Raw genomic sequence first — 23,588 nt, 5'->3', positions numbered from 1 at the left:
CTCTAATTACTTTGGTAGTTTATAATATTTTTTGCTACCAATAACAACCGCTGATATTTGTCCACGCTTCTCTTCCCTCCAAAGTGTAGTATCGGAAATTTTACGGATTTTTAAGTATTCCTTTTTAGTAAGTAGTTCAGAATTATCTGAAGTTTGAGAATTTTCACCTAGAATTTGATCTAGTTTAGAATCGATACTTGCCATCATATTATACATGGCACTAAATGGGTTTTCCATTGGTTAAATTTTTTAATGTTATTCAACCGCCTTGGAACTTTTGGAAATTTGTATCTTTGGAAAAGATTAGCAGTTCCCCAACTTTAATCTTAGTTTGATACTCTTTCCGCTAGCGTTCGTTGGCGGTTTTTTTATTTCGCTCTCTTTGAACTCTGTAAATATAAAAAGACTTAAAATATTTTGAAGTTTAACAAGTATTTTGGAATACTAGAATACTTTTAAAGAAACTCATTTAGTTGATTTTGGATGGTTTGAATGTACTGGGCATAGTCATCAGTTTCAATAAGACGATGTCCATCATCATTTTTTGCAAGGTATTTATTAACACCGCTTTCATTTAGATTTGGATTGAATGATTTGTAAAAATACTTTTTAGTCATATTTTCAGGAAGTAGAGGTTCTAGAATTGTGATTATTGCAGATAGTTCTTTTCCTTTTGCTTTCTGCATCATCTTTTTTAATCCATCAATATCTCTGATATTTGTTGTAAAATAATCTTCAAAGTTTTTATATTTTATCTGCTCTTCTTTTTTCTCTTTTTTCTCTTTAGGTCTTTGATCTAGGAAGGAAATAAATGATTTTAATAATATTTCAAGTTCAGAAATTTCAGATGGTGTTCTTAGTTGATCACCTTTGTAATATTGCTTAATTTCAGAAAAGTAATCCTGAAGGTCATCTTTTATAATTGATCTGCATTCCGCTTCTCCTATGCCTCTCAAATCGATTTCACGTTGTAGCAATATTTCAAAATCATCTTCGTCCTTCGCTAATATCGGAAAGTCAACAAATATTTCTACTTTGGTTTTAACCTTCTTTGGATCATCCGTTATATTTCCTTCACCATCACGCCAACCATATCCAGCTACTTTATTCTCATATTTGACTGTGAAAAAATTATTTAAATCCATGCGTTGACGGATTCCTTTATACTTATCATTTTCGTTGTTCATAACACTATCTTTTTACACGTTTTTTTTAAATTACACTCATTATTCACTCTAAATACGCCCAAATACACCCATTATACACCCATTATACGCCTGATTTTTTTCTTGTAACGTATTGATTTATAACAACTTATACTCGATTATACGCATTATACGCATTATACGCCCTAGTAAGGTGTATTTAGTCTTCAGTTATATTAATTTTATCATAGAAATTACCTAACATTTTTGAGTTGGTAGCATCTTTTTTTCCTATGTAACTAAGGAGGGTTCTCTCTTCTGTATGGCCCGAAACTTCAAGAATTAAACTAGTGGGAATTTTACCGTAGAAATTAGTACAGTAGTTTTTTCTCCCAATATGACTTCCTACTAATTTATATTTTGGATAATGTCCTGAAACTTTTCTCCAAACTCCTTTAGATACTTCAGTTAAAATAGATCCTTCTATAATTTCATTTATACCAGCAATTGCACAAACTTTTTTAATCTGATCATTATATAATTGTTCGCTTATTGGTGAAGGAAAATTCATATTATTATTTTGAAGGATCTTAACAACTTCAGGATGTAATAATAAACTCATTTTCTTTTCAGTCTTAACCTGAATAAAATCAATAAAATAATCTTTACCATCTTTTCTAATCATACTAGAATTAAATCTCATAAAATCGGATACACGTTGCCCAAGGAACGAAGACAGATAGAGCCATGTTTTAGCGTCTTCTAGTTCTTTTGGTACTTCAGTATTGATAATGGTTTGAAGTTCCTTAAATGATAGATAAACAACATCTGTCTCATCGTACGCCATTCTAAAATCTACATAGGTGGGACTTAACTCTATTTTGTATCTAGTAGAGTGATTACATACCGTTCTAATTACTTTAATGACTTTTGCAATAGTATTCTGCGAGTACTTTTTATTATTCTGAAGATAGGTAACTAGATCAAATTTCATTTCTTCATCTACTTCAGGAATCAATACTTTATAATCATATCCTTTTATTGAAGATTGGAAGGTTTCAAATGCTAGAATTATATTCTTAATATCTTCAAGTTTTAGAATCGTTCTAGGTTTTAGTTCTAGGCTTTTTAACTTGATATAATTATTGAAGTGGAATATTAAATCTTGTGGTTTGTCTTGTTGCTTTTTTCTTGCTTCAGTTCTATTCTGAATATTGTAATACTCATCAATAGTTTTTTGTAACCATTCTTTTGTAGGAAAATATATTGTTCCTTCAGGAAATGAAAGATCATATTTTTCTAGGATAAAATTTCTAATATCTTCTTGAAGTTTATAAACCTTATCAATCCTTTCATCTTTACCCTTGTGTTTTTTATGATTCTGCCAATACCATTTCCCATCAACCATTGGTTTATCCTTTACCTCTTCAGGATCGAATACAAATATTTTAGTTTTATATTCTACGAAGTCAAGACCAAATTTATTTCCTTCAGTTACTTTTGAAGGATTAGAGAATTGAAGTCTAGCAGTGAACGGATCGTTTTTCTTTACTGTGGATCTTAATAAGAAATTAACTGTTGCCATAATACTATCTTTTTACAAAACAAAGATAATGATAATTTGTATTATTATAGTATTAAATAATACATATTTTAAATAAACTGAAATTATAAGAAATTAGAATTTACTTTAAGTACCTATAAACGCTGTCTTTACAGTGCAAGTCTTTTCTAAGTATTTCTATAAAATTAGTCCCCTACGGGCTACCAAACTTCCGAAATTAATTTTTCGGAAGTTTTTTTTATGTCCTATTGTGAGGGTTTATAGACGGATAGAGAATAGACGGATAGATGAGAGACAAGAGATTATCAAACTAATTTGATGTTATTATTTCCGAAGTAAATCTTAATTTTCTTAACTCCTAAATCATTATCTTAATGTTGAAAAGATTTTAGATTTAAATGGTATTGTTGATAAAGTATATTCCCTTAATCTGAAATTACTTCTAAATCATTCGACAAAAAAACTTCTACACTAATGCAGAAGTTTTGTTTATTTGATGAACGAAAGATTATTTTAAGAGTCTATTTAATATCATCAACCGTTATATTCTTCTCTTCCAATGAATCCTGATACAGTTTCTCTGCACTCCATTTCGCATGTCTCGACGGCGTTATTTTAAATCCTTTGTTCCGAGAGTACACTTTGGTAAATTCTGCACCGAAAAAGATCAGCATGCAAGAGTAATTGATCCACATCATAATTAAAACAATGGTTCCCGCGGCACCAAATGCTGACGTCGGTTTCAGTTCAGAAAAGTAAAGACTAAGCAGAAACTTACCAATCGTAAAAAGAATCGCGGTAAGAACTGCGCCCGGCCAAACTGCTTTCCAGGAAATTTCTGCATCCGGCAGAACTTTAAACATAAAAGCGAATACCAATACCACCAAAAAAAAACCAAATAGGTAGTTCACCGTTTCCATTAAAACATAGGTTTCCACTCCTAGTTGATACATGATGAAGTTATTTAGTAAACTAATTGCGGAAGAGAGAACCATGGTGATCATTAATAAAAAACCAATCACGACGATCATTCCTAATGAATTGGCGCGGTCGAGTAGAAATTTTACGATTGCTTTTTTAGGTGCGGCTTCTACATCCCATAGTTTATTTAATGATTTCTGGAGTTGAAAGAAAACGGTGGTGCCACCATAAACCAGGGAAGCGACTCCCAATGTTTTCATGAAGATATTTTGTTTGTCAATCAATGCTCCTGCAATCATATCCTGAATGCTTTTGGCGGCTTCTTCACCCATCATGCCATTGATTTGATTAGTGATTTCACCACGAATGGCTTCTTCACCGAAGAAATTTCCGGCGATCCAGATAATGATAATTAATAAGCCCGGAATTGAAAAAATAGCATAATACGCCAGACTCGCAGAATCTCTACTTGCCGGTGAATTATTCCATTCCGTAAATGTTTCCTTTAAAGTTTTCCAAAAAAAAGATAATTTTTTCATTCCGTAAATATTAAGAAATCAATTAAATAAACACTAATTCTTTTAACCACAAATCAAAGATTCGCTGATTCCTCAAAAGGAATAAAAAGCAGAAGCAAAAGTCACAAAAGATCAGTTTAATTAATTATAGCAGTTTATAAAACTGAAAATGTACTGATCTATAAAGTTTTTTTTCTTTATAAAATATGATTTTAAACTTTGTAACAATCGAACTTTTGTGACTTTTTTGGTTCAAAATTTTTCAGTTTAAATCATTAGAAAGGATAACCAATCGCAATATTCAAAATCAAATTATCTTTTCTCCACGCGCCACTTCCGAAATCAATTTTATCAAAAGTCCAGCGATTGCCTTCTTCGTAGTAAGGAACTCTGAGCGGCATGGCTAGATCTAAACGAAGAATCAGAATTGAAAAATCAAGTCTTAGACCAACTCCGGCTCCCACTGCGATTTCTTTTGCAAAGTCTTTTGAAAACTTTCCGCCTGGTTTATTGTCATCTTCATTAATGAGCCACACATTTCCTGCATCTGCAAAAACGGCCACATTTAAAAATTTATAAATATTCGCGCGGTATTCGGCATTCATTTCTAATTTAATATCTCCCGACTGATCAAAAAAGAAAGAGGCTTCCTCAGTTCGTGGATCATAACTTCCCGGTCCTAAAGTTCTCGCCCGAAAAGCACGGATACTATTGCTTCCTCCGACGAAGAATTGCTTCACATACGGCATCGTCGTTGAATTTCCATATGGATATCCAATTCCTGCAATGAATCTTGTCGCGATGGTGCTTTTCTCATTGACTTTTCTGTAGTAGCGGAAATCATGTTCCATCTTCGCGTATTGACTGAATGGAATATTGAATAATTCTTTTTGTTTTCCTGCTTTTGCATCTGCGCCACTTACTAAACCGGTAATTGTTCCTGCTAAATCTAAACTTCCTTTATAATAGAACGTATTCTTTTTCGGAAGCATCGTATTGGTATAAGTATAATTATAGGTCGGACCGAAAATTAACTGTTTATCAATAACTCTCTGCAGAGATGGGTTCGCCTTAATGTTCTTCTCAGGATCAGGATCATAATGTCCATTGATTTGTTCTAAATATTTATCAGTAACATTTTTCGGTTTAACCAAAGTGACCTCAATTACTTTTAAATCGTGCTCTTTCCTTTCGTTCTCTTTCCAGACATATCCAAAAGAAGTATTGAAATTATGAAGTGTGTACAATTGAGTTCTGCTCAAATACTCATAACCGAGATTAATGTTGGTTCTCGGCACATACGCACTTGAAGAATGAAATCTAAAGGGCGCCACAATTCTTGGAATCGAAAGTTGCGCATTTGCCCCGACTCTGATGATATTATTCGCATCTTTTGGACCACCGACCTGAACATCTGCGGCACCATAAATTGCGCCTTTTAACTGTTCTGCGCCACGGAAGAAATTACGGTGAGTCCAGTTCAAGTTAACTTCTCCACCAGTATAATTCGCAGAATTGGTTTTTCCTAAAGTTTCTAAACGCAAGGATTGAAAAGGTCTCGGCGTTAAAAGATAATACGCATCAAATTTATGATTAAGTGAATCTGAAATAATAAATTCATTTTTTACAAATTTAAAAACGCCTAAACTGATTAATCGGTTCAATGAAAGATTGTGGTCTTTTCGATTATATAAATCTCCTTTATCAAAGTAAAGCGTACGATCGAAAATTTTCGGTTTAAACTTATTTTCAGGATCGATGATGTGAATGTTGTTGTAAATTTCTACCGAATCTGTATTGTAAGGAATTCCGTATTTCCCCAGTTTCAAATCTCTGATGTTGTAATCAGCAAACACAATTGTTTTATCAATCGTAAAAGGCTCTTTTGAAATCGCCGGCGTATTGTTTTTCAACTTCACGAAAAGTTCAACTTCCGGTTTTTTAGTAACAGTACTGTCCGCCTGAACTATTATATTATCAGGACTGAAATAATAGAAACCACGGTTTTTTAAATGTTCATCGATTCTTTCGCGTTCTGCTTTAATAACATCTAAATCAAACGGATTTCCAACTTTCAAAAAAGTCTTGTCTTTGATGGTTTGAATTTCTCTATTGATCACCGTAGAATCTTCCGGGACATTAACCTGACTGATTAAATATCTCGCGCCAGGTTTCAAAGTATAAATAACCTGGGCTTTTTTATTTTTAGAAATGGTGTCCGAAGAAGACTTCGCATTAAAGAAACCTTTGTTCTCCGAATAATTAACAATGATTTTTTTATTGAATTCCCGATCGACATCTCCTAACAAAACCGGTTTTTCACCCACTTTATATTTGAGCCAATATCCAATTCCTTTTTGCTTTTTTGGTTCTTTTGTAATGTTATAAATATACAGTTTCGGTCTTAAACCTAAAAAAGAAGAATTCGGTTTTGGACGCAGTTGATCTTGAAGCGCTTCTTTTAAATTAGACTTTTCCTTTTTTGAAAGCGTATCATTTTTAATGTTAATTTTTGCGCCGGTATATAACATCTGGCCTTCCTGCAGAAATTTAGTATTACTACAAGACGAAATTAAGAATGCAAAAGATAATGTTGCAAATATTTTAGAATAGGATGTTTTCAATTTGATCATTATTTTGAAGACGTATTTTGTTTTCTGTATGCTCTGTTTTTCTTAGAATTTTCAAAGATCTCCCGGAATTTATCATAATCCAAAGTGATGATAAATCCAAGACCGGTTTCTATAATCTGTCCTTGCAACGCCACCTGATAATCGTTTTTACGGTAAGCACGCAACATATATCTTCCGTTTTTAGAAAGACTGTAATCCAATGTAATATCGCCGGCGATATTGGTCATTTGTTCATTTTGTCGGGCGTCACCTTCCAGCGCGAAGTTGTTTCCAACGGTCACTTTCAGGCGGTCATCAAATAATCTTTTGGTCAAGCCAACGTTCAAATCAGTTCTTTCATTTTTATTTCCACTGGAATAATCTTCTGTAGATTCTAAATCGAAATTCAAGTCAACTCCGCCGATTAAATCTGCTGCCAGATTGTTTAATTGATCTGATAAAATACGACTCACACTTTGTTTCGCTAAAGTTGAAGCCGATAAACCGGTTTCACTTTGAAAAGGATTTTCACCCACGAATCTGTTTAAAAGGAGTAAAGCGAAAACCTGTTTATTCATTTCAGATTCCTCACGTCGCAACTCTGCCAGTTTTGCCGTTGTATTATCGATGACTTCCGAGGAAACCGAATTATTTTCTTTCGAAGTAGTAATGTCGAACGTAATGACCGGTTTCAACAATTCACCTTTCATAATCAGTAAAGTGTTGAACGGAATTCTTTGTTTGTACTGATTCAGTTCGCTCGCTGAGGCCGTATTCAATTGTTGCTGCAATAAATCGAGTGGCGCCGCATCGGTTTTATAAACTGCGGTAATATCCAGAGTCGCGGTCGTTGGTTCGCCCGTCCAGGTTATTGTACTTCCTTTTTCGATCTCGAATTTTCTTTTCAGTAAACTCACCGACATTTCATACGCTCCCTGTTCCACCTGATAAACACCAACTAACGTCGTTTTTCCGGAAGGGTCAATTCCGCCCGTCAATTGTGCTTCTCCCTGAAGTTTTACAAAATCACCATTTGCCTGATCAATAATTAAAGAAATTTTTGCGTCTTTTACCACTTCAATATTCACGTTCACATCCATTCCTTTAATTTTACTTTGGTTGGTCAAGGAATCTGCTTTAATGGTTTGCTGCAAAGCAATCTGATCTTGGTCGATGAATTCTACAATGCCTTCACGATCCTGCAAAGAGGGCGAAGATTGCGGTAAAACGAAAGTGAAATCTGTTTTATCAGTTACTTTTAAACTTCCGTCAACCTGTGGTAAATCGAGATCTCCGCGGATTTTTAAATCGGCATTGATTGCAAGAACGCCGTACATTATTTTGTCGTTGTCTTTTTCAGAATCGACTACTTTAAAGTTTCTTCCCTTCACATCAAGGTTAAAGGCAAAATCTTTGTAATTTTTGGTCAAGACTGCTCCGTCAACTGTAATTGCATTTCCGGTTTCATCTTTAATTTTAAAATTATCGAAATCAATTCCGCGATTGGTGAATTTTATTTCATCATTAATATTTTTAAAACGGCTTCCCAATTGGGTTAGACCTAAACCAACTTCATTAAATTTAACTCCACCCAGAATATTTGGCGCATCTGTTTTTCCACTAATTTTTAAATTCCCGGAAAGATAACCTTCCGCATCTTCAATCGCGTTCATCGAGAATCCCTGAACCGTTTTCATTTGAAGTTGGTTCATGTTGAGGTTCATATCCAAATCGCTGGATTTCGTATTGAAAGTTCCTGCTAATTTCACGTCATTATCAAAACCAGAAAGAGCGATGTCTGCACGAATTAAATCCGCAGATTGATTGTTTGCTTTGATTTCTAAATTCCCCGCAGGACTTCCGTAAACATACAAATCTGTCACATCAATATCCGATGTGAAAGTCATGTTGTTTTTCAAATCACGAAGTTGCGCCGTTCCATTAATATTTCCTTTTGCCAAAAGCGAATCTTTTTTAATAAGTTCGGTAATGGTTTCAATCTTGAAATTTTTAATGCCAATATTCAAAGGACTATTCGGAACATTGGTTTCTGATTGAACACTTATTTCGCTGCCGTTATTTGAAATCGCAAAATTGTTGGCCAAGATTCCTTTGCTGCTTAACTGTATAAAGTTATCAGAGGAAACTTGCCAGTTGTCGTAATTCAAAGTTAAACCATCAGGATTCAAACTGATCTTCGTGAGGTCGCCCATCTTCTCAATATTTCCTGCAACTAAAAATTTAGTGACATCTTTCTCGTCTTTGGTAGAAGCGTTGTAAGTGATGAGGTTATCTTTAATATCGCCATTCAAATTGACTTTCATTAAAGCAATACTTTCATTTTTAAATTCTGCCAGTTTCACATCGTAAACCAAAGCGTCATTTGAATTGTTGATTGTTAAAACGCCGCCGCTTATTTTATTCGCGCCATAAGTTACTTGCGGAATTTGTCCGTTCACTTCTAACTTTTTAGAATCGGCATCGTAATTTCCAACCAAAGTAATCGGTTCAAATTCTATTAATTCCGGAACAAATTTCCTTAATAAATTATCATCTTTAATTTTAGCATTTATAGTGAAAAACTGATTTGGATCAATCTTTTCAACTTTCGTTCCCGGCTTTTGAAATTGATAATATTGATTAATCGTATTTTGAAGCGAACCTAAAATTTGAGTCAACTTATATTTCCCCGTTAAATCGATATCTGCGATTTGGGATTGAAGCGTAATTTGATTCTGATTCGCCGTTGAAACAGCATTTAAGAACACTTCCTGTAACGGGAAAATATCTTTCGTATCAGAAATCGCAAAGTTTTTTAAAGTTAAATAACCATTTGGAGCATCCCGATTTAAACTCGTGAAATCGCCATCTAAATCTCCGGCCAAAATCATTTGATCATCGTAGAAACCGAGTTTGTGTAAATCTAATTTTCGAATAGTTCCATTTACTTTAATGGATGGATTTTTATCGGTGAAGTTTCCTGCAGCCAGTAATTTCAGATTTGCATTGGGGTCTTTCGAATCCAGATTCATCATGTAAGCACCATGATTTACTTTTCCGGTTAGCGCCATATTTTGGTAAGTGTAACCATTATAAGCGACCGATTTGATGTTTCCGGAAATGTTAGCGTTTGCTTTATTTGGATCGAAACTCTGTCCTTTCACTGCAATCTGTCCAGTGATTGAACCTAGATCTTTATTCTGAATAATCTTTCCGATTTGTAGATTTTGCAAGTTCGCCTGAACATCATATCGTTCCTGATCTTTGCGTTTCATATCAACCGAGGCTCGAATTCCGGCATTTCCTAAAGTGGATGTCAGTACCAAATTCGTGTTGACAATCTGAGTTGTTCCTTTGGCTGTTCCGGCAATTTTGAAATGAGAAGGAAGTGTAATGTTGTTGGGAATCGTATTTTTTGGAACTAAATTATAAATGGTTTTTGCAGAAGAAGATAATTCAGCAACTTTTAAATCATAATATAAATTATTAGGATCCATCGCATTTTTAATCGTTCCTGAAGCCTGAACTTTTAATTGATCAATTCCTGAAAGTTGCAGGTTTTGAATCAATAAATCGTTGACTGTTCCTTTTACTCTTGCGTCAACATTTAAGATTGCATTCGGATATTTATTAAATGGAACTGTGTTTCTTAAAGTTGGAACGAGCATTAATATATCTGAAAAACCAACTTTAGATTTTTGAATATTAGCCGAAATTTTCACCGCACCAGGATTTGCTGAAAGTTGTTCGATCGAATTGTAATTCAAAACAACTTCATCACGCAAAATCGTTTTTGAAGTTTGTAAATATAAATCTTTCAAATATGCTTGTTTGTCTTCAAACACGAAATCGGTTTTGAATTTCTGAATATCCAACCCACGACTTTCTTTGATTTCTGCTGATTTTACATTTCCGGCAAAAGTTCCGTCTTTCATTTTGAAATCGGAAAGTTCCAAATTCATTTTAGAAAAATTCAGATGATTGAAATCCATTCCGCTTCTGGTCGGAGCAATTGCGGTGTTGTCGTAAACCACTTTTACCTCATCTAAAACTAATTTATTCAGTAAGAGCGCTAAAGATTTTTCCGGAGTTGAAGTCGAAGTGTTTTCGTCATTTTTTGGATTGGCATTTTGGGTTGGCAGAAATAATTTTGCATTGATATCTGCGCCTTTTAAATAAACGTTTTCAATTCCGAAATTGCTGTTTTCTAGATCGAGTTGATTTATTTTGGTGCTTAATTCTTTAAAAATAACTTTCGCAAAAGTCTTGGTATTATCATTGCCGTAATCAATATTGAAATTGGTCAGATTAATTTTATTTAAACCTAATTTTAAAGGACTTTGTTTTTGAAGAGAATCTACTTTTTCTCCAACTTTCCCCGCAACTTCTTCTACTAAATCCTGTTTTAGTTTTAAACGAAGTCCATCCATATTGATGTCATTGACCGCGTAATTATTTTTTTCTAAATCAAAAGTTTTTACTCTGGTATCAAAAGATTTAAAATACAGATTAATGTCATTTCGGGATTGATCATCGATGAATGAAATTCCAATATCTTTTAATTTAATTTTATCCAAAGAAATAATAAAAGGTTTCGAAGGCGTTTCTTCTTCATCTTTAGTCGCAAAAGCATCGATGATATAATCGAAATTAAAAGTGCCGTTTTCGTTGCGAACCACATTTGCTTTTACGCCTTCTAAATCAATCGAAGTAATATCAGCCGTATTATTTAAAAGTTTTGGAATATTTAAACCGACATCTAATTTTCTGGCGAAGAGAAGAGTGTCCACTTTTTGACCTTGCAAATACAAATTCTCCATCACCAAACTGTTTGGGAAACCAATGTAAACGCGGTCTAAACTAACTTTGGTTTTGATTTTTTTCTCCAGATAATTCACCAGTTTTCCTTTGGCAAAATTTTGAACGGAAGGTAATTGTAAACTTAAAACCAAAACAATCACCAGCACCAATAATGATGCGATGAAGATTCCAGTATATTTTAAAATCTTTTTATAAATATTCACAGGGATAAATTAGAAATTGAGGTTATCACAAAAATACATTTTTCTTAAAGATCTAGTTCATTTACAATCTAATTTCAAAGAAATAACAAGATTTTCGTTTTTCAACAAGTTCATTAACAATTTTTAAGCCTAAAAATTTTTATTTTAACTAAATCGATATCTTTGTAAAAATTTCTAGATGAAAATTTTAATATTAAACGGTCCAAACCTTAATTTACTCGGAACTCGAGAACCCGAAATCTACGGAACCATTTCGATGGATCAATATCTCGAAGACTTAAGAAAAGAATTCCCTCAACACGAAATTATTTATTTCCAGTCAAATATAGAAGGTGAGATTATCAACCGTTTACAGGAAAATGATTTTGAATCATTGATCATTAATCCTGGTGCTTTTACCCATTATTCTTATGCGATTGCAGATTGTCTGAAAAATATTTCTCAACCGAAAATCGAAATTCACATCAGTAATATTTACAAGAGAGAAGAGTTTCGTCAAAAATCCGTTACTGCTGCAAATGCCGATGGGATTTTAAGCGGTTTCGGAATGAATGGTTACCGGTTGGCAATTCTGAGTTTAGATTAATATTCTGTTTAATTCTGATATTCCTCATATTCATTCCACTGCGATTCATCAAATGAGTGGCTGTCTTCTGCGAGAAGTTCTGCCTCGCGATCCAGATATTGAGTCATCGTAAAAGTTACTTTGTCATTTAACTGCTCTTTTGCTAATTTTCGAGTCATTGCTTTATCGATGACCATAAATCTTTGTCCTAATCTTCTTGCAGCGTACGCTCTCATTCCTGTTGCTCGTAAAATGTCAACGGCCATATTCACTGCGGTTCCCAACGTTTCGCGGTAAATGTTTTCGACGCCATTGTTAATGAAATCATAAGCATCAAGACGGTTTTTGGCTCGTACAAATATTTTTAATTGTGGAAAATGTTCCCGCGCATATTCCATAATAAACTTATTTTTCTCTGGACTGTCTAAGCATAGAATCAGCAGGTCTGCATTTTCTGCACCCGCCGAACGAAGGATTCCCGGTTTAGAAGCATCTCCATAATATACTTTGAATCCTTTGGAACGAAGTAAATTAATTCGCTCTGGATCGTTGTCTAGAACAGTGGCGCCAATTCCATTCACTCTTAATAATCTTCCAACGGTACTTCCGAAATGTCCAAAACCAACAATAATAATTCTTTGCTGTTTGATGTTACCTTCCAGTTCTAGTTCTGGTTCTTCATTTTTAATTTTATGAATTCGGGGTTCAATAAATTTTTCATTCAGCAATAAAAGTATAGGCGTAACACACATGGTTATCGCTGTAATTGCCATGAGTTGAGCATTGAGTTTAGGATCAAACAAATAGAGTTTTGTAGAATAGTTAATCAAGACAAAAGCAAATTCCCCAATTTGTGAAAGTCCAAATGCGACGAGGAAATTCTGATATAATTTTAATTTAAAGAATTTCAGAACTCCAACCAATACCAGAAACTTGACAATTAAAACCACAACGGTCGTGGTGAAAATAAACATGGGGTCACCCATAATGACCGTGAAATTAATCGTAGAACCTACGCTCACAAAAAATACCGCTAAGAGAAGTCCTTTGAAGGGATCAATTTGACTTTCTAATTCATGTCGGAATTCACTTGTTGCTAACATTACTCCGGCGATAAATGCTCCCAATGCCGGGCTTAATCCAACTGCATGCATCAATTCAGAAACGCCGATTACCAAAAATAAAGAAGAAGCGGTGAGTAATTCGTTCATGCCAGAACGAGAAACGTAACGGAGAAAAGGAACGAAAATGTAACGTCCCAAAATAATCAAAGCAAGAACACCTAATATAATAGAAAATGGCTGCAACCAATCTGGGAGGTATTGCAGCAATAATTGATTTTCATCTTTATCTGATTTTTTCGCAATAATGGGTAAAAGTGCAAGAATAGGAATCACTGCAATATCCTGAAAAAGCAGAATAGAAAATGATGCCTCACCAACCTCCGTACGAAAAATATTTTTTTCTTTTAAGGTTTGTAAAACAATTGCCGTAGATGATAAGCCGAAGCATAAAGCGGCAACCAACGCTTGATCCGTTCGCCAATCTGCCAGATAAAAGATAAGAAATAATAGAGAAACGGTAATCGCCATTTGTCCTAAACCCATGCCGATTATTTTCTTTCGAATTTTCCAGAATTTGCGTGGTTCTATTTCTAAACCAACCAAGAAAAGCAACATGATTACGCCAAACTCAGTGGCCTGCATAATATCGTGAGTATCATTTCCGGTCAATTTTAATCCAAAAGGACCAATGATAATTCCGCCCAGAATAAATCCAATCACAGAACTTAACCCCAGTTTTCTGACGAGTGGAACCATGATAATGGCGGCACCTAAAAATATTAAGGCAGTTTGTGCTGTTGAAGTTTCGTTCATTAATTTTCTAAAGTTTTTATAATTTTCTGGGTAATTTTTTTTAATGGAATTTCTTCTAAATCATCCGCATGATAGATTGCAATGATTTCTTTAACCTGAACTCCAGTCACTTCTAAGCATAAAGTTAATGGTCTCATCAGTTCTTCAATGGTGGTTTTATACAATCCGTTTTTCTGATAATTTTCTTCCGCCGCCCCAATGGTTACAATAATCACCGCATCTTTGTTCATCAAAGGATGACTGTTTTCATCTTCTGCTTTCCAACTCATGTCAAAAACTTCATCAATCCACAGACGTAAAAGCGGTGGCAAGCCAAACCAAATCAGGGGAAAGTGAAAAACCAACCTTTCATATTCTCTAATTCTTTTTCTTTCTTTAAAAGTTGCAATATGAAAATCTGGATACTCTTCGTATAAGTCTTTAAAAGTCAACTGTTCTGAACTTTCGTAGGCTTTAATCAATTCGATGTTGGTTGTAGAATATTCAAAATAAGGATGGGCAAAGATTGCAAGCGTTTTTTTCACAGATTTTGGATTTTTATAAAATTAGTAAAAAAATCAAAAAAATCGTTATTTATTGCAGAAAAACTTTATTATTTTTGAAAAATGAAGATAATTACTGTGATTTCTAAAGCGTCGATTTTAGAATTTCTGAACTTTCCAAAAATTCTTTTTGCAAAAGACAGCAATTATATTTGTCCCCTTGACCAAGATATCGAAAACGTCTTTGACCCGAAAAAAAATAAATTTTATAAATCTGGGGAATGTGAACGTTTCCTTTTTAAAAATGAGCAAAATGAAACCGTGGGGAAAATTGCGGTTTTCTTCAATAGAAAATACAAACAGGATCAACCGACAGGAGGAATTGGTTTTTTTGACTGTATCAATGATCAGCAAACGGCGAATTTTATTTTCGATTTTGCAAAAGATTGGCTGCAGGCAAAAGGAATGGAAGCCATGGACGGTCCGATTAATTTTGGGGAACGCGATAAATTTTGGGGACTTTTGATTGAGGGTTTTTCAGAACCACTTTACGCTATGAATTATAATCCGCCTTATTATAAAAATTTGTTCGAAAATTATGGTTTTCAAATTTATTTTAATCAATTATGTTTCGGCCGAAAGATTCATGATCCGGTTGCAAACAATTTTTTGGAAATGCATAAGCGAATTTCTCAAAATAAAAATATTACAGCACAACCACTTCAGTTAAAATCACTCGAAAAATTTGCCCGCGATTTTACCGCAGTTTACAATCAAGCGTGGGCAAGTCATGGTCAGGGAAAACAATTGACGGAAACACAGACCATGAAAATGTTCAATACTCTAAAGCCTGTTATCAATGAACATATTTCTTGGTTCGTCTACGAAAATGAAAAACCGATTGCAATGTGGATGAATATTCCAGACTTAAATCAATGGATTAAATTCCTCAATGGCAAGTTCGGAATTGTACAGAAAATTCTTTTTCTGTTGATTAAAAAATTCAGTAAGAATAAAAAAATGGTTGGTTTGGTTTTTGGAATTATTCCAGAATGGCAAAGAAAAGGAATCGATGGTTTTATGATTTGGGAAGGAACCAGACATTTTCGGAAAGCCACCGATTTTGAAGATTACGAAATGCAGTGGATCGGAGATTTTAATCCCAAAATGATTAAAATTGCAGATAATTTAGAAACAAAAGTCACCAGAAAACTGGCGACATATCGTTATCTTTTTGATGAAACAAAAGAGTTTAAAAGGCATAAAATCCTTTAATTAAAAATTAAATAAACTTAACGTCTCTAATATTTAAGAAATAAGTTACATTTCCTTTCCAATGATTTTCTTCTGCGGTAAAGGCAATATCAAAATTTTTCTTTCTAAAATCATCTGCGTATTTTCCTAATTTAAAGCCAATACATTCGATATTTCTTCCGGTAGATTCCTGTTTGATATAAAATTTCAGATGACTGTTTTCTTTTCCCATCGTTTTTACAAAGCCAGAAACTTTCTGATTTTTGAGCACTAAAACGGGTTTCATATTGTGTGGACCAAATGGGGCTAATTTTCGGTGAAAATTAAAAAAATCTTTGTCGAGATCATCAATATGTACATCTGAATCAATAGTGATACTCGGCTCGATTTGGTGTTCCTGAATAAGTTCCGAAACTACTTTTTCAAATTTTTCCTGAAACTGCTCAAATTTATCTTTCGCCATCGATAGACCAGCCGCAGCGGGATGTCCCCCAAATTTTAAGAATAAATCGGAACAGAGTTCCAAGGCACGATGCACATCAAAATCGGCAACCGATCTAGCAGAAGCAACCAGCTCGCCATCATTCCCATTGGTAAATACCACGGTGGGTTTGTAGTAACTTTCGGTCAAACGGGAGGCGACAATACCGATGACGCCTTTGTTCCATTCGGGACCATAAACTACGGTGCTGAAATTTTTAAGTTGTCCTGTGGTTTCAACTTGTTTTAGTGCTTCCGTGGTACTGCTCATGTCCATTTCCCGGCGAGAATCGTTTAGGTTTACGATGTCGTTTACGATTTGTGTGGCATGTTTCAAATTATCGGAAACCATTAATTCAACTGCTGCTTTTCCGTGGGAAATTCTGCCAGCAGCATTAATTTTTGGTGCGATTTCAAAAACGATATTTGAGATTTCGAAAGTTGCCAGTTTATCTTCTGGAATTAACATTCGCAATCCCAGATTCCTTGATTTTCTTAGAACTTTTAATCCTTGTTTTGCAAGAACTCGATTTTCTCCTGACATGGAAACAATGTCTGCAGCAATCGAGATTGCTAGTAAATCTGTTAATTCAAAAAGTTCGGCTTCTGGTATTTTATATAAAGTATTTAAGCCTTGACATAATTTAAAACCCACCCCACAACCTGAAAGTTCTTTGAAAGGATATCGGCAGTCTTTTCTTTTAGGATCCAAAACTGCAACCGCATCTGGAATTTCTTCGCCTGGTAAATGGTGATCACAAATAATGAAATCAACACCCAATTCTTTGGCGTAATCTATTTTATCCAGCGCTTTAATTCCACAATCTAATGCGATAATTACTGAGAAGCCGTTTTCTTTGGCGAAATCAATTCCTGTTTTAGATATACCATAACCTTCAATATTTCTATCGGGAATATAATAATCGAGGTATTTTTTCTCGACAATTTTACTTAGATATAAATACATTAAAGCGACTGCAGTAGTTCCATCAACATCATAATCGCCATAGACCATAATTTTTTCTCCGTTCTCAATGGCAGTTGCAATGCGATCTACCGCCAGTTGCATATCCTTCATTAAAAAAGGATTGTGAATATCGTTGAGGTTTGGTTTGAAAAATTCTCGTGCTTTTTGATAATCATCAATTCCACGAAGAACTAGAATTTTAGATTCAAAAGTACCAAAACCAAGAGACGAACTGATTCCGTCCACAATATCTTCATCGGGTTCGGGTTTGTAAATCCATTTTTGACTCATAATCTTACAAAAATAGTAAAAATATGTGAGGTATTTTTTTGGAATATTAGCAGTTTGGTTTATCAATATTATAAATTCAAATAATAGGTAATGGTGTTTCTAATTTCTTATTTATTAAATGGTTTTAGTGTGTTTTTTTTATTAAAAAGGAATAAGATAACAATTAGTACTATTAATGTGTAAAATTTTTACAATTGATAATCAGCCGTTTATGTTTTTGATTGATGTTTTTTGTCTTTTGTACAATCTGTAAATTTAAATTATTCGTAGGTAAAGTATAAGCATTAATTCTTAAAATTTTTATTATGGAAAAAACAATTAACGTATCAAACAAATGAGCAACTTTGGATACAAGCAGACGTAATTTCTTAAAATTGGGTGGAGTAGGACTTCTGGTTGCCGGACTTACCGTTGCAGGCTGTAGAGAAGAAGACTACCAATTCCCGCTGGAGGATAATATATTCGATTTGGGGAAGGGCGACGTGGGAATTCTTAATTATGCTTATGCATTAGAACAGTTAGAAGCAGATTTTTATACCAAGGTGGTCAATAATTTCTATAGTGGTATTTCAATGGAAGAAAAACAAGTGTTTACCGATATTTATCATCATGAGGTGATTCACCGTGATTTCTTCAAAGCAGCACTAGGGGGTGCAACATCTAATGTTTTACCAAAACTGGAGTTTAAATATGATGGAATTGATTTTAATAACCGGAATTCTATTTTAGCAACTGCAAAAGCGCTAGAAGATACGGGTGTTGCTGCTTATAACGGTGCGGGAAAGTATATCAGTAATTTAGATTATCTGGTTATTGCCGGAAAAATTGTTTCTGTAGAAACTAGACATGCATCGGCTATTAGAAATATTATCAGCCCTGGATCTGGAGCATTTTCTGGCGATGATGTTGTTGATGCTAATGGATTGGATGTAGCAAAAGAACCTAAAGATATTATTCAGATTGCTGGTGGCTTCATTAAAACACCATTTACCTGGAAAGAACAGGGAATCGGCTAAATAATTTAATTCTTTAATTTTTTTAAAACATACATTATGAACTTACTTAATATATTAGACAGATTAGCAGATGATCAATTTTTTAGTAAAATGACATCCCGATCCGAAGGTATTTCTAACCTTGCAAAATTCGGTAAAAAGGCAGCATTTGCAAGTATTCCATTAGGACTTGGATCTTTTATGGCTACTTCGGCTAAGGCTGAAAATATAAGTGTGAAAGCAAGTTTTGCACCTGCTTCAGCGTTAACCGATGCATTGCAGTTGGCATTAACTTTAGAATATTTAGAAGATGAATATTACAGAACAGGTTTGGCTGCTTCGGGTTTAATTCCTGCTGCTGATAAAGTTGTTTTTCAACAGATCAGTAAACATGAAACAGCGCATGTTGTATTTTTAAAAGCGGCCTTAACTTCTTTGGGAACTACACCCGGAACTAAGCCCAACTTTGATTTTACTGCAGGTGGAAATTTTCAGCCTTTTAATGATTATCAACAATTTATGATTCTTGCTCAAGCATTTGAAGATACAGGTGTGAGAGCGTATAAAGGTCAGGCAGGAAATGTGGCCTCAAATAAAGGGGTTCTGCAAGCGGCTTTGCAAATTCATTCTGTGGAAGCAAGACATGCCTCGCAAGTGAGAAGAATGCGAGCTAATAAAGGTTGGATTGAATTAAAAGATGGTGGAAATATGCCAAGTGTAACTGATGCGGTATATGCTGGCGAAGAAAATATGACGCAGGCAGGGTTCAATACTTCAACATTGTTTGGGGCAGCGGCTGGTTCGGCATCTTTTGATGAAATTCTTTCCGGCGACGATGCTGCTATGATTGCAGGTTTATTTATCGCTTAATCAAAGAAATTAATTTTCTCATTATCGTTTTATTTTTTAGTTAAAAAAGGCTTTGTTTGAACAAGGTCTTTTTGGATTAAAAAAAACCGCTCAATTGCTTGAACGGTTCTTTATTTTTTACTTTAGAAATATGGATTCATTAAGAATACATTTGCTGCTGTAATTCCTTTACTTTCTTGTCTTCTAGGTACTCGTCGTAAGTCATTTCCCTATCGATAATTCCTTTCGGAGTTAATTCAATTATACGGTTACAAACTGTTTGCAACATTTCGTGGTCATGAGAAGATAGCAAGATATTTCCTTTGAAACTCACCAACGAGTTATTTAAAGTGGTAATGCTTTCTAAGTCTAAGTGATTGGTTGGTTCATCCATCAAAAGAATGTTGGCACGTTGCAACATCATTCTACTAAACATACAACGCATTTTTTCACCTCCTGAAAGTACGGTACAGGATTTTAGAGCTTCATCTCCAGAGAAAAGCATTTTTCCTAAAAATCCTCGCATATATTCTTCGTGACGTTCTTCGTCGTTCTTGGTAAATTGTCTTAACCAATCAACTAGGTTGATGTCTTCTTGAAAAAAACTTGCATTATCTAAAGGCATGTAAGATTGGTTTGTCGTAATTCCCCAATTAAATGTTCCTTTGTCTGCTTCTGTATTTCCACTTAAAATCTGGAAGAATTCTGTAATTGCTAAAGAGTTTTTAGAAATTACGGCTACTTTATCACCTTTCTTTAAATTCAAATCGATATTTGAGAAAAGTAATTCACCGTCTTTGGTTTTTTCTAAACCTTTAACTTCCAGAATTTGATCACCAGCTTCACGCTCGGTATCAAAAATAATTGCAGGATAACGTCTTGAAGAAGGTTTAATATCTTCAATGTTTAACTTGTCGATCATTTTCTTACGTGCAGTTGCTTGTTTTGCTTTTGCTACGTTAGAAGAGAATCGAGCGATAAAGTCTTGTAATTCTTTTTTCTTTTCTTCTGCTTTTTTGTTGGACTGTTGACGTTGTCTTGTAGCCAATTGGGATGCTTGATACCAGAAAGAGTAGTTTCCGGTATATAGATTAAGTTTAGAATAATCTAAATCTCCAATGTGCGTACAAACGGTGTCTAAGAAGTGACGGTCGTGAGAAACAACAATTACTGTGTTTTCATAAGTTGATAAGAAATCTTCTAACCACGCAATGGTTTCGATATCTAAATCATTGGTAGGCTCATCGAGGATTAAAACGTCTGGATTTCCAAATAGTGCTTGTGCAAGAAGAACTTTTACTTTATTCTGGTTTTCTAACTCGCTCATCATTTGATAATGCATCTCGTCCTTAATTCCAACGTTAGAAAGCATTGTCATTGCATCAGATTCTGAATTCCAGCCTCCCATTTCATCATAAATAACACCAAGTTCACCGGCTTTAATACCATCAGCATCAGAGAAATCTTCTTTTGCGTAAAGCGCATCCATCTCTTCTTTGATTTTGAACAATGTTTTGTTTCCTCTTAAAACAGTGTCGAGCACTGTAAAATTATCGTACGCAAAGTGATCTTGCTCTAATACAGACATTCTTTTGCCTGGCTCTAGAGAAACAGAACCTGTGGTGGGATCTTGTTGTTTGGTTAGAATTTTTAGGAAAGTAGATTTTCCAGCACCATTGGCACCGATAATTCCGTAGCAATTCCCTTTCGTAAACATAATATTTACCTCGTCAAAAAGTACTCTTTTTCCGAATTGTAAAGATAAATTAGATACTGTTAACATATAGTTTTGTAAATTTGGTGCAAAATTACGAAAAGAAATCGGGTTTCGGGCATAGTTCTGAAAGTCTAGGTTTTAAGGTAATTAATTTGGTTATTTATTTTAGGATGCCAAATTTTTATAGTCTTGTGTTAAAATTGTATAATATTTAACACATTAAATAAATTAAAAAAAAATCATCAATATGAAGATTGAAAAATCAATTGCGATCTACAATAAAAGAGCTCGCTTTGAATATGAACTTTCTGAAGAAACAGAGGCGGGAATGGTACTTACAGGAACTGAAATTAAATCTTTACGTTCTTCAAAAGCAAGTATTACCGAATCGTTTTGCCAATTTATTGATGGTGAATTGTATATCATTAATATGATGATAGATGAGTATAAATTAGGAACTTTTTATAATCATAAAACAAAAAGGGAACGGAAGTTGCTGCTGCACAAAAGAGAATTGCAAAAGTTTGAAAAGAAACTAAAAGATGCTGGTAACACGATAATTCCTTTAAAGTTATATATAAATGATAAGGGAAAAGCCAAGATTCTTATTGCACTCGGTCGCGGTAAAAAACTCTTTGATAAACGCGAAAGCATTAAAGAAAGAGAAAATAAACGAAATCTCGACAGAATATTAAAGAAAAGTTAAAAAAAGACTAAAAATCTTTGTTTATAAGGAAAATTTATATTTATTTTGCATTATCAATTATTTAATCATTTAATTCTATGAAAAATCTAAAATTAGGAATTGCAGCAATGGCACTTACATTTGCCTCTACTGCTTTCGCTCAGACTACCAGTAATCCGTGGTTAATCGGAGTTGGTGCTCACGGAGTAAATCATGTCGCAGCAGGAGGAAATGCTGGAGACGTGTTCTCTACGGCATTCGGCGGTGGTGATAGAGGAGAATTGTATCATATGAACAATTTTACTATCACTCCACCATTATCAAAATTAACAGTTGCAAGAAACTTAAGCAAGTATTTGGTTCTTGATTGGCAAACTTCCGTAGGGAATGTTGACAACAAAAGAATCGGAATGGGGAAAGAGTTTTTCCTAATGACTGGTTTAGGTCTTCAATTTAAGTTCAACGGACTTTGGAATGAAGATTCTTGGTTCGATCCATTCGTAAGAGTAGGTGCTAACTATTTGAGACATGACTACTCAGGCGTAACTTTCCCTTTAACTGATGTTAATGGACAAACTTATGTTGGTTTCTCTGATGGGATGGCTTCAACTCAAAGAAGAAAAGATCACTTCACAGTATCAACTGGTTTAGGTTCAAATTTCTGGATCACTAAAAACTTCGGTTTAGGTGTTCAAGGAGATTATGTTTCTACTCCTACAGATAAATCAGATGTTGCTAACTTCTTCCAAGCTTCTGCTTCGATCTTATTTAGATTTGGTAACACAGATAGAGATAAAGACGGAATCTTAGATAAAGATGATAGATGTCCTGATACTCCAGGATTAGCAGAATTCCAAGGTTGTCCAGATACTGATGGAGACGGAATTCCTGATATCGATGACCAATGTCCAGATGTTGCAGGTCCAGTTGAAAACAACGGTTGTCCTTGGCCAGATACTGACGGAGACGGTGTAGTTGATAAAGATGATAACTGTCCAGATGTTGCAGGTCCAGCTGAAAACCAAGGTTGTCCTTGGCCAGATACTGACGGAGACGGAATTTTAGATAAAGATGACGCTTGTCCTACAGTTTTCGGACTTAAAGAATACAACGGTTGTCCTAAACCAAAAGAAGTAACAGGTGCTGAAGTTGAAGAAAATCTTAAAGCTGTTTATTTCGACTTTAATAAAGCAACAATCAATGCTAAATCTTCAGGAGCATTAGATACTGCTGCTTCAATCATTAAAAATGACGGAGGAAGATTCCTATTAGTTGGTGAAACTGACAAAAAAGGATCTGACGCTTATAACTTAGAGTTATCTAAAAAGAGAGCTGCTGCTGTAGTTAATGCTTTAGATGCTAGAGGTGTAGATCCAACGGTGCTTAAATCAATCGGTATTGGTGAGCAAAATGCAAAAGTTGCAGAAAACGCTTCAGATGCTGAAAGACAAGCAGACAGAAAAGTAGTTGTGAAATATATCGGCGAAGATTCTGAATGGAACAAATACAACAAATCAGATGTTGTTGTACCTGCCAAAAAAGCTCCAGCTAAGAAAAAAGCTCCAGCTAAAAAGAAAAAATAATTTAATTATTTTTCTAAATATAAGAACACCCTCGATTTCGGGGGTGTTTTTTTGTAAAC

General features: G+C 34.5%; 16 protein-coding genes. 6 read left to right on the top strand and 10 right to left on the bottom strand.

All coding sequences use genetic code 11. The features are described from left to right. Positions 1 to 6: 6 nt before the first annotated feature. The 6 genes from PUH65_RS00780 to PUH65_RS00755 form a co-directional block, all read right to left on the bottom strand. The gene (locus PUH65_RS00780) at positions 7 to 237 is read right to left on the bottom strand and encodes a hypothetical protein (RefSeq protein WP_305517949.1); all 231 of its coding nucleotides are present in this window, start codon (positions 235 to 237) and stop codon (positions 7 to 9) included. A 218-nt stretch (positions 238 to 455) separates the two neighbouring features. Beyond that, the gene (locus tag PUH65_RS00775; RefSeq protein ID WP_305517948.1) at positions 456 to 1,187 is read right to left on the bottom strand and encodes a hypothetical protein; all 732 of its coding nucleotides are present in this window, start codon (positions 1,185 to 1,187) and stop codon (positions 456 to 458) included. A 178-nt stretch (positions 1,188 to 1,365) separates the two neighbouring features. Next, positions 1,366 to 2,730 carry a phage integrase SAM-like domain-containing protein gene (locus PUH65_RS00770; protein ID WP_305517947.1) on the bottom strand — a complete coding sequence of 455 codons (1,365 nt, stop codon included), beginning with the start codon at positions 2,728 to 2,730 and terminating at the stop codon, positions 1,366 to 1,368. 500 nt (positions 2,731 to 3,230) lie between these two features. After that, positions 3,231 to 4,169, bottom strand: a complete 939-nt coding sequence (locus PUH65_RS00765) for a YihY/virulence factor BrkB family protein (RefSeq protein WP_305517946.1) — start codon at positions 4,167 to 4,169, stop codon at positions 3,231 to 3,233. A 254-nt stretch (positions 4,170 to 4,423) separates the two neighbouring features. Next, the gene (locus tag PUH65_RS00760) at positions 4,424 to 6,781 is read right to left on the bottom strand and encodes a BamA/TamA family outer membrane protein (RefSeq protein WP_305517945.1); all 2,358 of its coding nucleotides are present in this window, start codon (positions 6,779 to 6,781) and stop codon (positions 4,424 to 4,426) included. Next, on the bottom strand, positions 6,781 to 11,790 hold the full coding sequence (locus PUH65_RS00755; RefSeq protein WP_370692011.1) for a translocation/assembly module TamB domain-containing protein: 5,010 nt from the start codon (positions 11,788 to 11,790) through the stop codon (positions 6,781 to 6,783). The genes PUH65_RS00760 and PUH65_RS00755 overlap by 1 nt, the downstream gene beginning before the upstream one ends. Before the next feature lie 172 nt (positions 11,791 to 11,962). On the opposite strand from PUH65_RS00755, the gene aroQ reads away from it, so the two are divergent. Beyond that, positions 11,963 to 12,370: a type II 3-dehydroquinate dehydratase gene (aroQ, locus tag PUH65_RS00750; RefSeq protein ID WP_305517943.1), complete on the top strand. Its 408-nt coding sequence runs from the start codon at positions 11,963 to 11,965 to the stop codon at positions 12,368 to 12,370. Positions 12,371 to 12,378: 8 nt separating this feature from the next. Here the strand turns inward: aroQ and PUH65_RS00745 are convergent, their stop codons facing one another. Both PUH65_RS00745 and PUH65_RS00740 read right to left on the bottom strand, forming a co-directional pair. Next, positions 12,379 to 14,226: a monovalent cation:proton antiporter-2 (CPA2) family protein gene (locus PUH65_RS00745; RefSeq protein WP_305517942.1), complete on the bottom strand. Its 1,848-nt coding sequence runs from the start codon at positions 14,224 to 14,226 to the stop codon at positions 12,379 to 12,381. Continuing rightward, on the bottom strand, positions 14,226 to 14,750 hold the full coding sequence (locus tag PUH65_RS00740) for an NAD(P)H-dependent oxidoreductase (protein ID WP_305517941.1): 525 nt from the start codon (positions 14,748 to 14,750) through the stop codon (positions 14,226 to 14,228). The genes PUH65_RS00745 and PUH65_RS00740 overlap by 1 nt, the downstream gene beginning before the upstream one ends. A gap of 81 nt (positions 14,751 to 14,831) precedes the next feature. On the opposite strand from PUH65_RS00740, the gene PUH65_RS00735 reads away from it, so the two are divergent. After that, positions 14,832 to 15,983, top strand: a complete 1,152-nt coding sequence (locus tag PUH65_RS00735) for a hypothetical protein (protein WP_305517940.1) — start codon at positions 14,832 to 14,834, stop codon at positions 15,981 to 15,983. 7 nt (positions 15,984 to 15,990) lie between these two features. Here PUH65_RS00735 and recJ read toward each other — a convergent pair whose 3' ends face one another. Then, complete coding sequence (gene recJ, locus PUH65_RS00730) at positions 15,991 to 17,700, bottom strand: single-stranded-DNA-specific exonuclease RecJ (RefSeq protein ID WP_305517939.1); 1,710 nt, start codon at positions 17,698 to 17,700, stop codon at positions 15,991 to 15,993. A 344-nt stretch (positions 17,701 to 18,044) separates the two neighbouring features. On the opposite strand from recJ, the gene PUH65_RS00725 reads away from it, so the two are divergent. Continuing rightward, on the top strand, positions 18,045 to 18,716 hold the full coding sequence (locus tag PUH65_RS00725; protein WP_305517938.1) for a ferritin-like domain-containing protein: 672 nt from the start codon (positions 18,045 to 18,047) through the stop codon (positions 18,714 to 18,716). Positions 18,717 to 18,752: 36 nt separating this feature from the next. After that, positions 18,753 to 19,565, top strand: a complete 813-nt coding sequence (locus PUH65_RS00720) for a ferritin-like domain-containing protein (protein ID WP_305517937.1) — start codon at positions 18,753 to 18,755, stop codon at positions 19,563 to 19,565. A gap of 139 nt (positions 19,566 to 19,704) precedes the next feature. On the opposite strand, the gene PUH65_RS00715 is transcribed toward PUH65_RS00720, so the two are convergent. Beyond that, the gene (locus tag PUH65_RS00715; protein ID WP_305517936.1) at positions 19,705 to 21,327 is read right to left on the bottom strand and encodes an ABC-F family ATP-binding cassette domain-containing protein; all 1,623 of its coding nucleotides are present in this window, start codon (positions 21,325 to 21,327) and stop codon (positions 19,705 to 19,707) included. A gap of 181 nt (positions 21,328 to 21,508) precedes the next feature. Between PUH65_RS00715 and smpB the strand changes: the two genes are divergently transcribed. Next, complete coding sequence (gene smpB / locus PUH65_RS00710; RefSeq protein WP_305517935.1) at positions 21,509 to 21,967, top strand: SsrA-binding protein SmpB; 459 nt, start codon at positions 21,509 to 21,511, stop codon at positions 21,965 to 21,967. 77 nt (positions 21,968 to 22,044) lie between these two features. After that, positions 22,045 to 23,529: an OmpA family protein gene (locus tag PUH65_RS00705; protein WP_305517934.1), complete on the top strand. Its 1,485-nt coding sequence runs from the start codon at positions 22,045 to 22,047 to the stop codon at positions 23,527 to 23,529. Positions 23,530 to 23,588: the final 59 nt, after the last annotated feature.

The sequence above is a fragment of the Kaistella sp. SH40-3 genome (genome assembly GCF_030686865.1).
In the GTDB taxonomy this organism is placed as follows: Bacteria; Bacteroidota; Bacteroidia; order Flavobacteriales; family Weeksellaceae; genus Kaistella.
This window is presented reverse-complemented; position numbering and strand designations above follow the sequence as displayed.

Bases quoted from the DNA above. Each gene is read 5' to 3' on its own strand.
- smpB (WP_305517935.1), top strand. From the start codon at position 21,509: ATGAAGATTGAAAAATCAATTGCGATCTACAATAAAAGAGCTCGCTTT.
- PUH65_RS00705 (WP_305517934.1), top strand. From the start codon at position 22,045: ATGAAAAATCTAAAATTAGGAATTGCAGCAATGGCACTTACATTTGCC.
- PUH65_RS00765 (WP_305517946.1), bottom strand. From the start codon at position 4,169: ATGAAAAAATTATCTTTTTTTTGGAAAACTTTAAAGGAAACATTTACG.
- PUH65_RS00780 (WP_305517949.1), bottom strand. From the start codon at position 237: ATGGAAAACCCATTTAGTGCCATGTATAATATGATGGCAAGTATCGAT.
- PUH65_RS00775 (WP_305517948.1), bottom strand. From the start codon at position 1,187: ATGAACAACGAAAATGATAAGTATAAAGGAATCCGTCAACGCATGGAT.
- PUH65_RS00715 (WP_305517936.1), bottom strand. From the start codon at position 21,327: ATGTTAACAGTATCTAATTTATCTTTACAATTCGGAAAAAGAGTACTT.
- PUH65_RS00770 (WP_305517947.1), bottom strand. From the start codon at position 2,730: ATGGCAACAGTTAATTTCTTATTAAGATCCACAGTAAAGAAAAACGAT.
- PUH65_RS00735 (WP_305517940.1), top strand. From the start codon at position 14,832: ATGAAGATAATTACTGTGATTTCTAAAGCGTCGATTTTAGAATTTCTG.
- PUH65_RS00760 (WP_305517945.1), bottom strand. From the start codon at position 6,781: ATGATCAAATTGAAAACATCCTATTCTAAAATATTTGCAACATTATCT.
- recJ (WP_305517939.1), bottom strand. From the start codon at position 17,700: ATGAGTCAAAAATGGATTTACAAACCCGAACCCGATGAAGATATTGTG.
- aroQ (WP_305517943.1), top strand. From the start codon at position 11,963: ATGAAAATTTTAATATTAAACGGTCCAAACCTTAATTTACTCGGAACT.
- PUH65_RS00745 (WP_305517942.1), bottom strand. From the start codon at position 14,226: ATGAACGAAACTTCAACAGCACAAACTGCCTTAATATTTTTAGGTGCC.
- PUH65_RS00720 (WP_305517937.1), top strand. From the start codon at position 18,753: ATGAACTTACTTAATATATTAGACAGATTAGCAGATGATCAATTTTTT.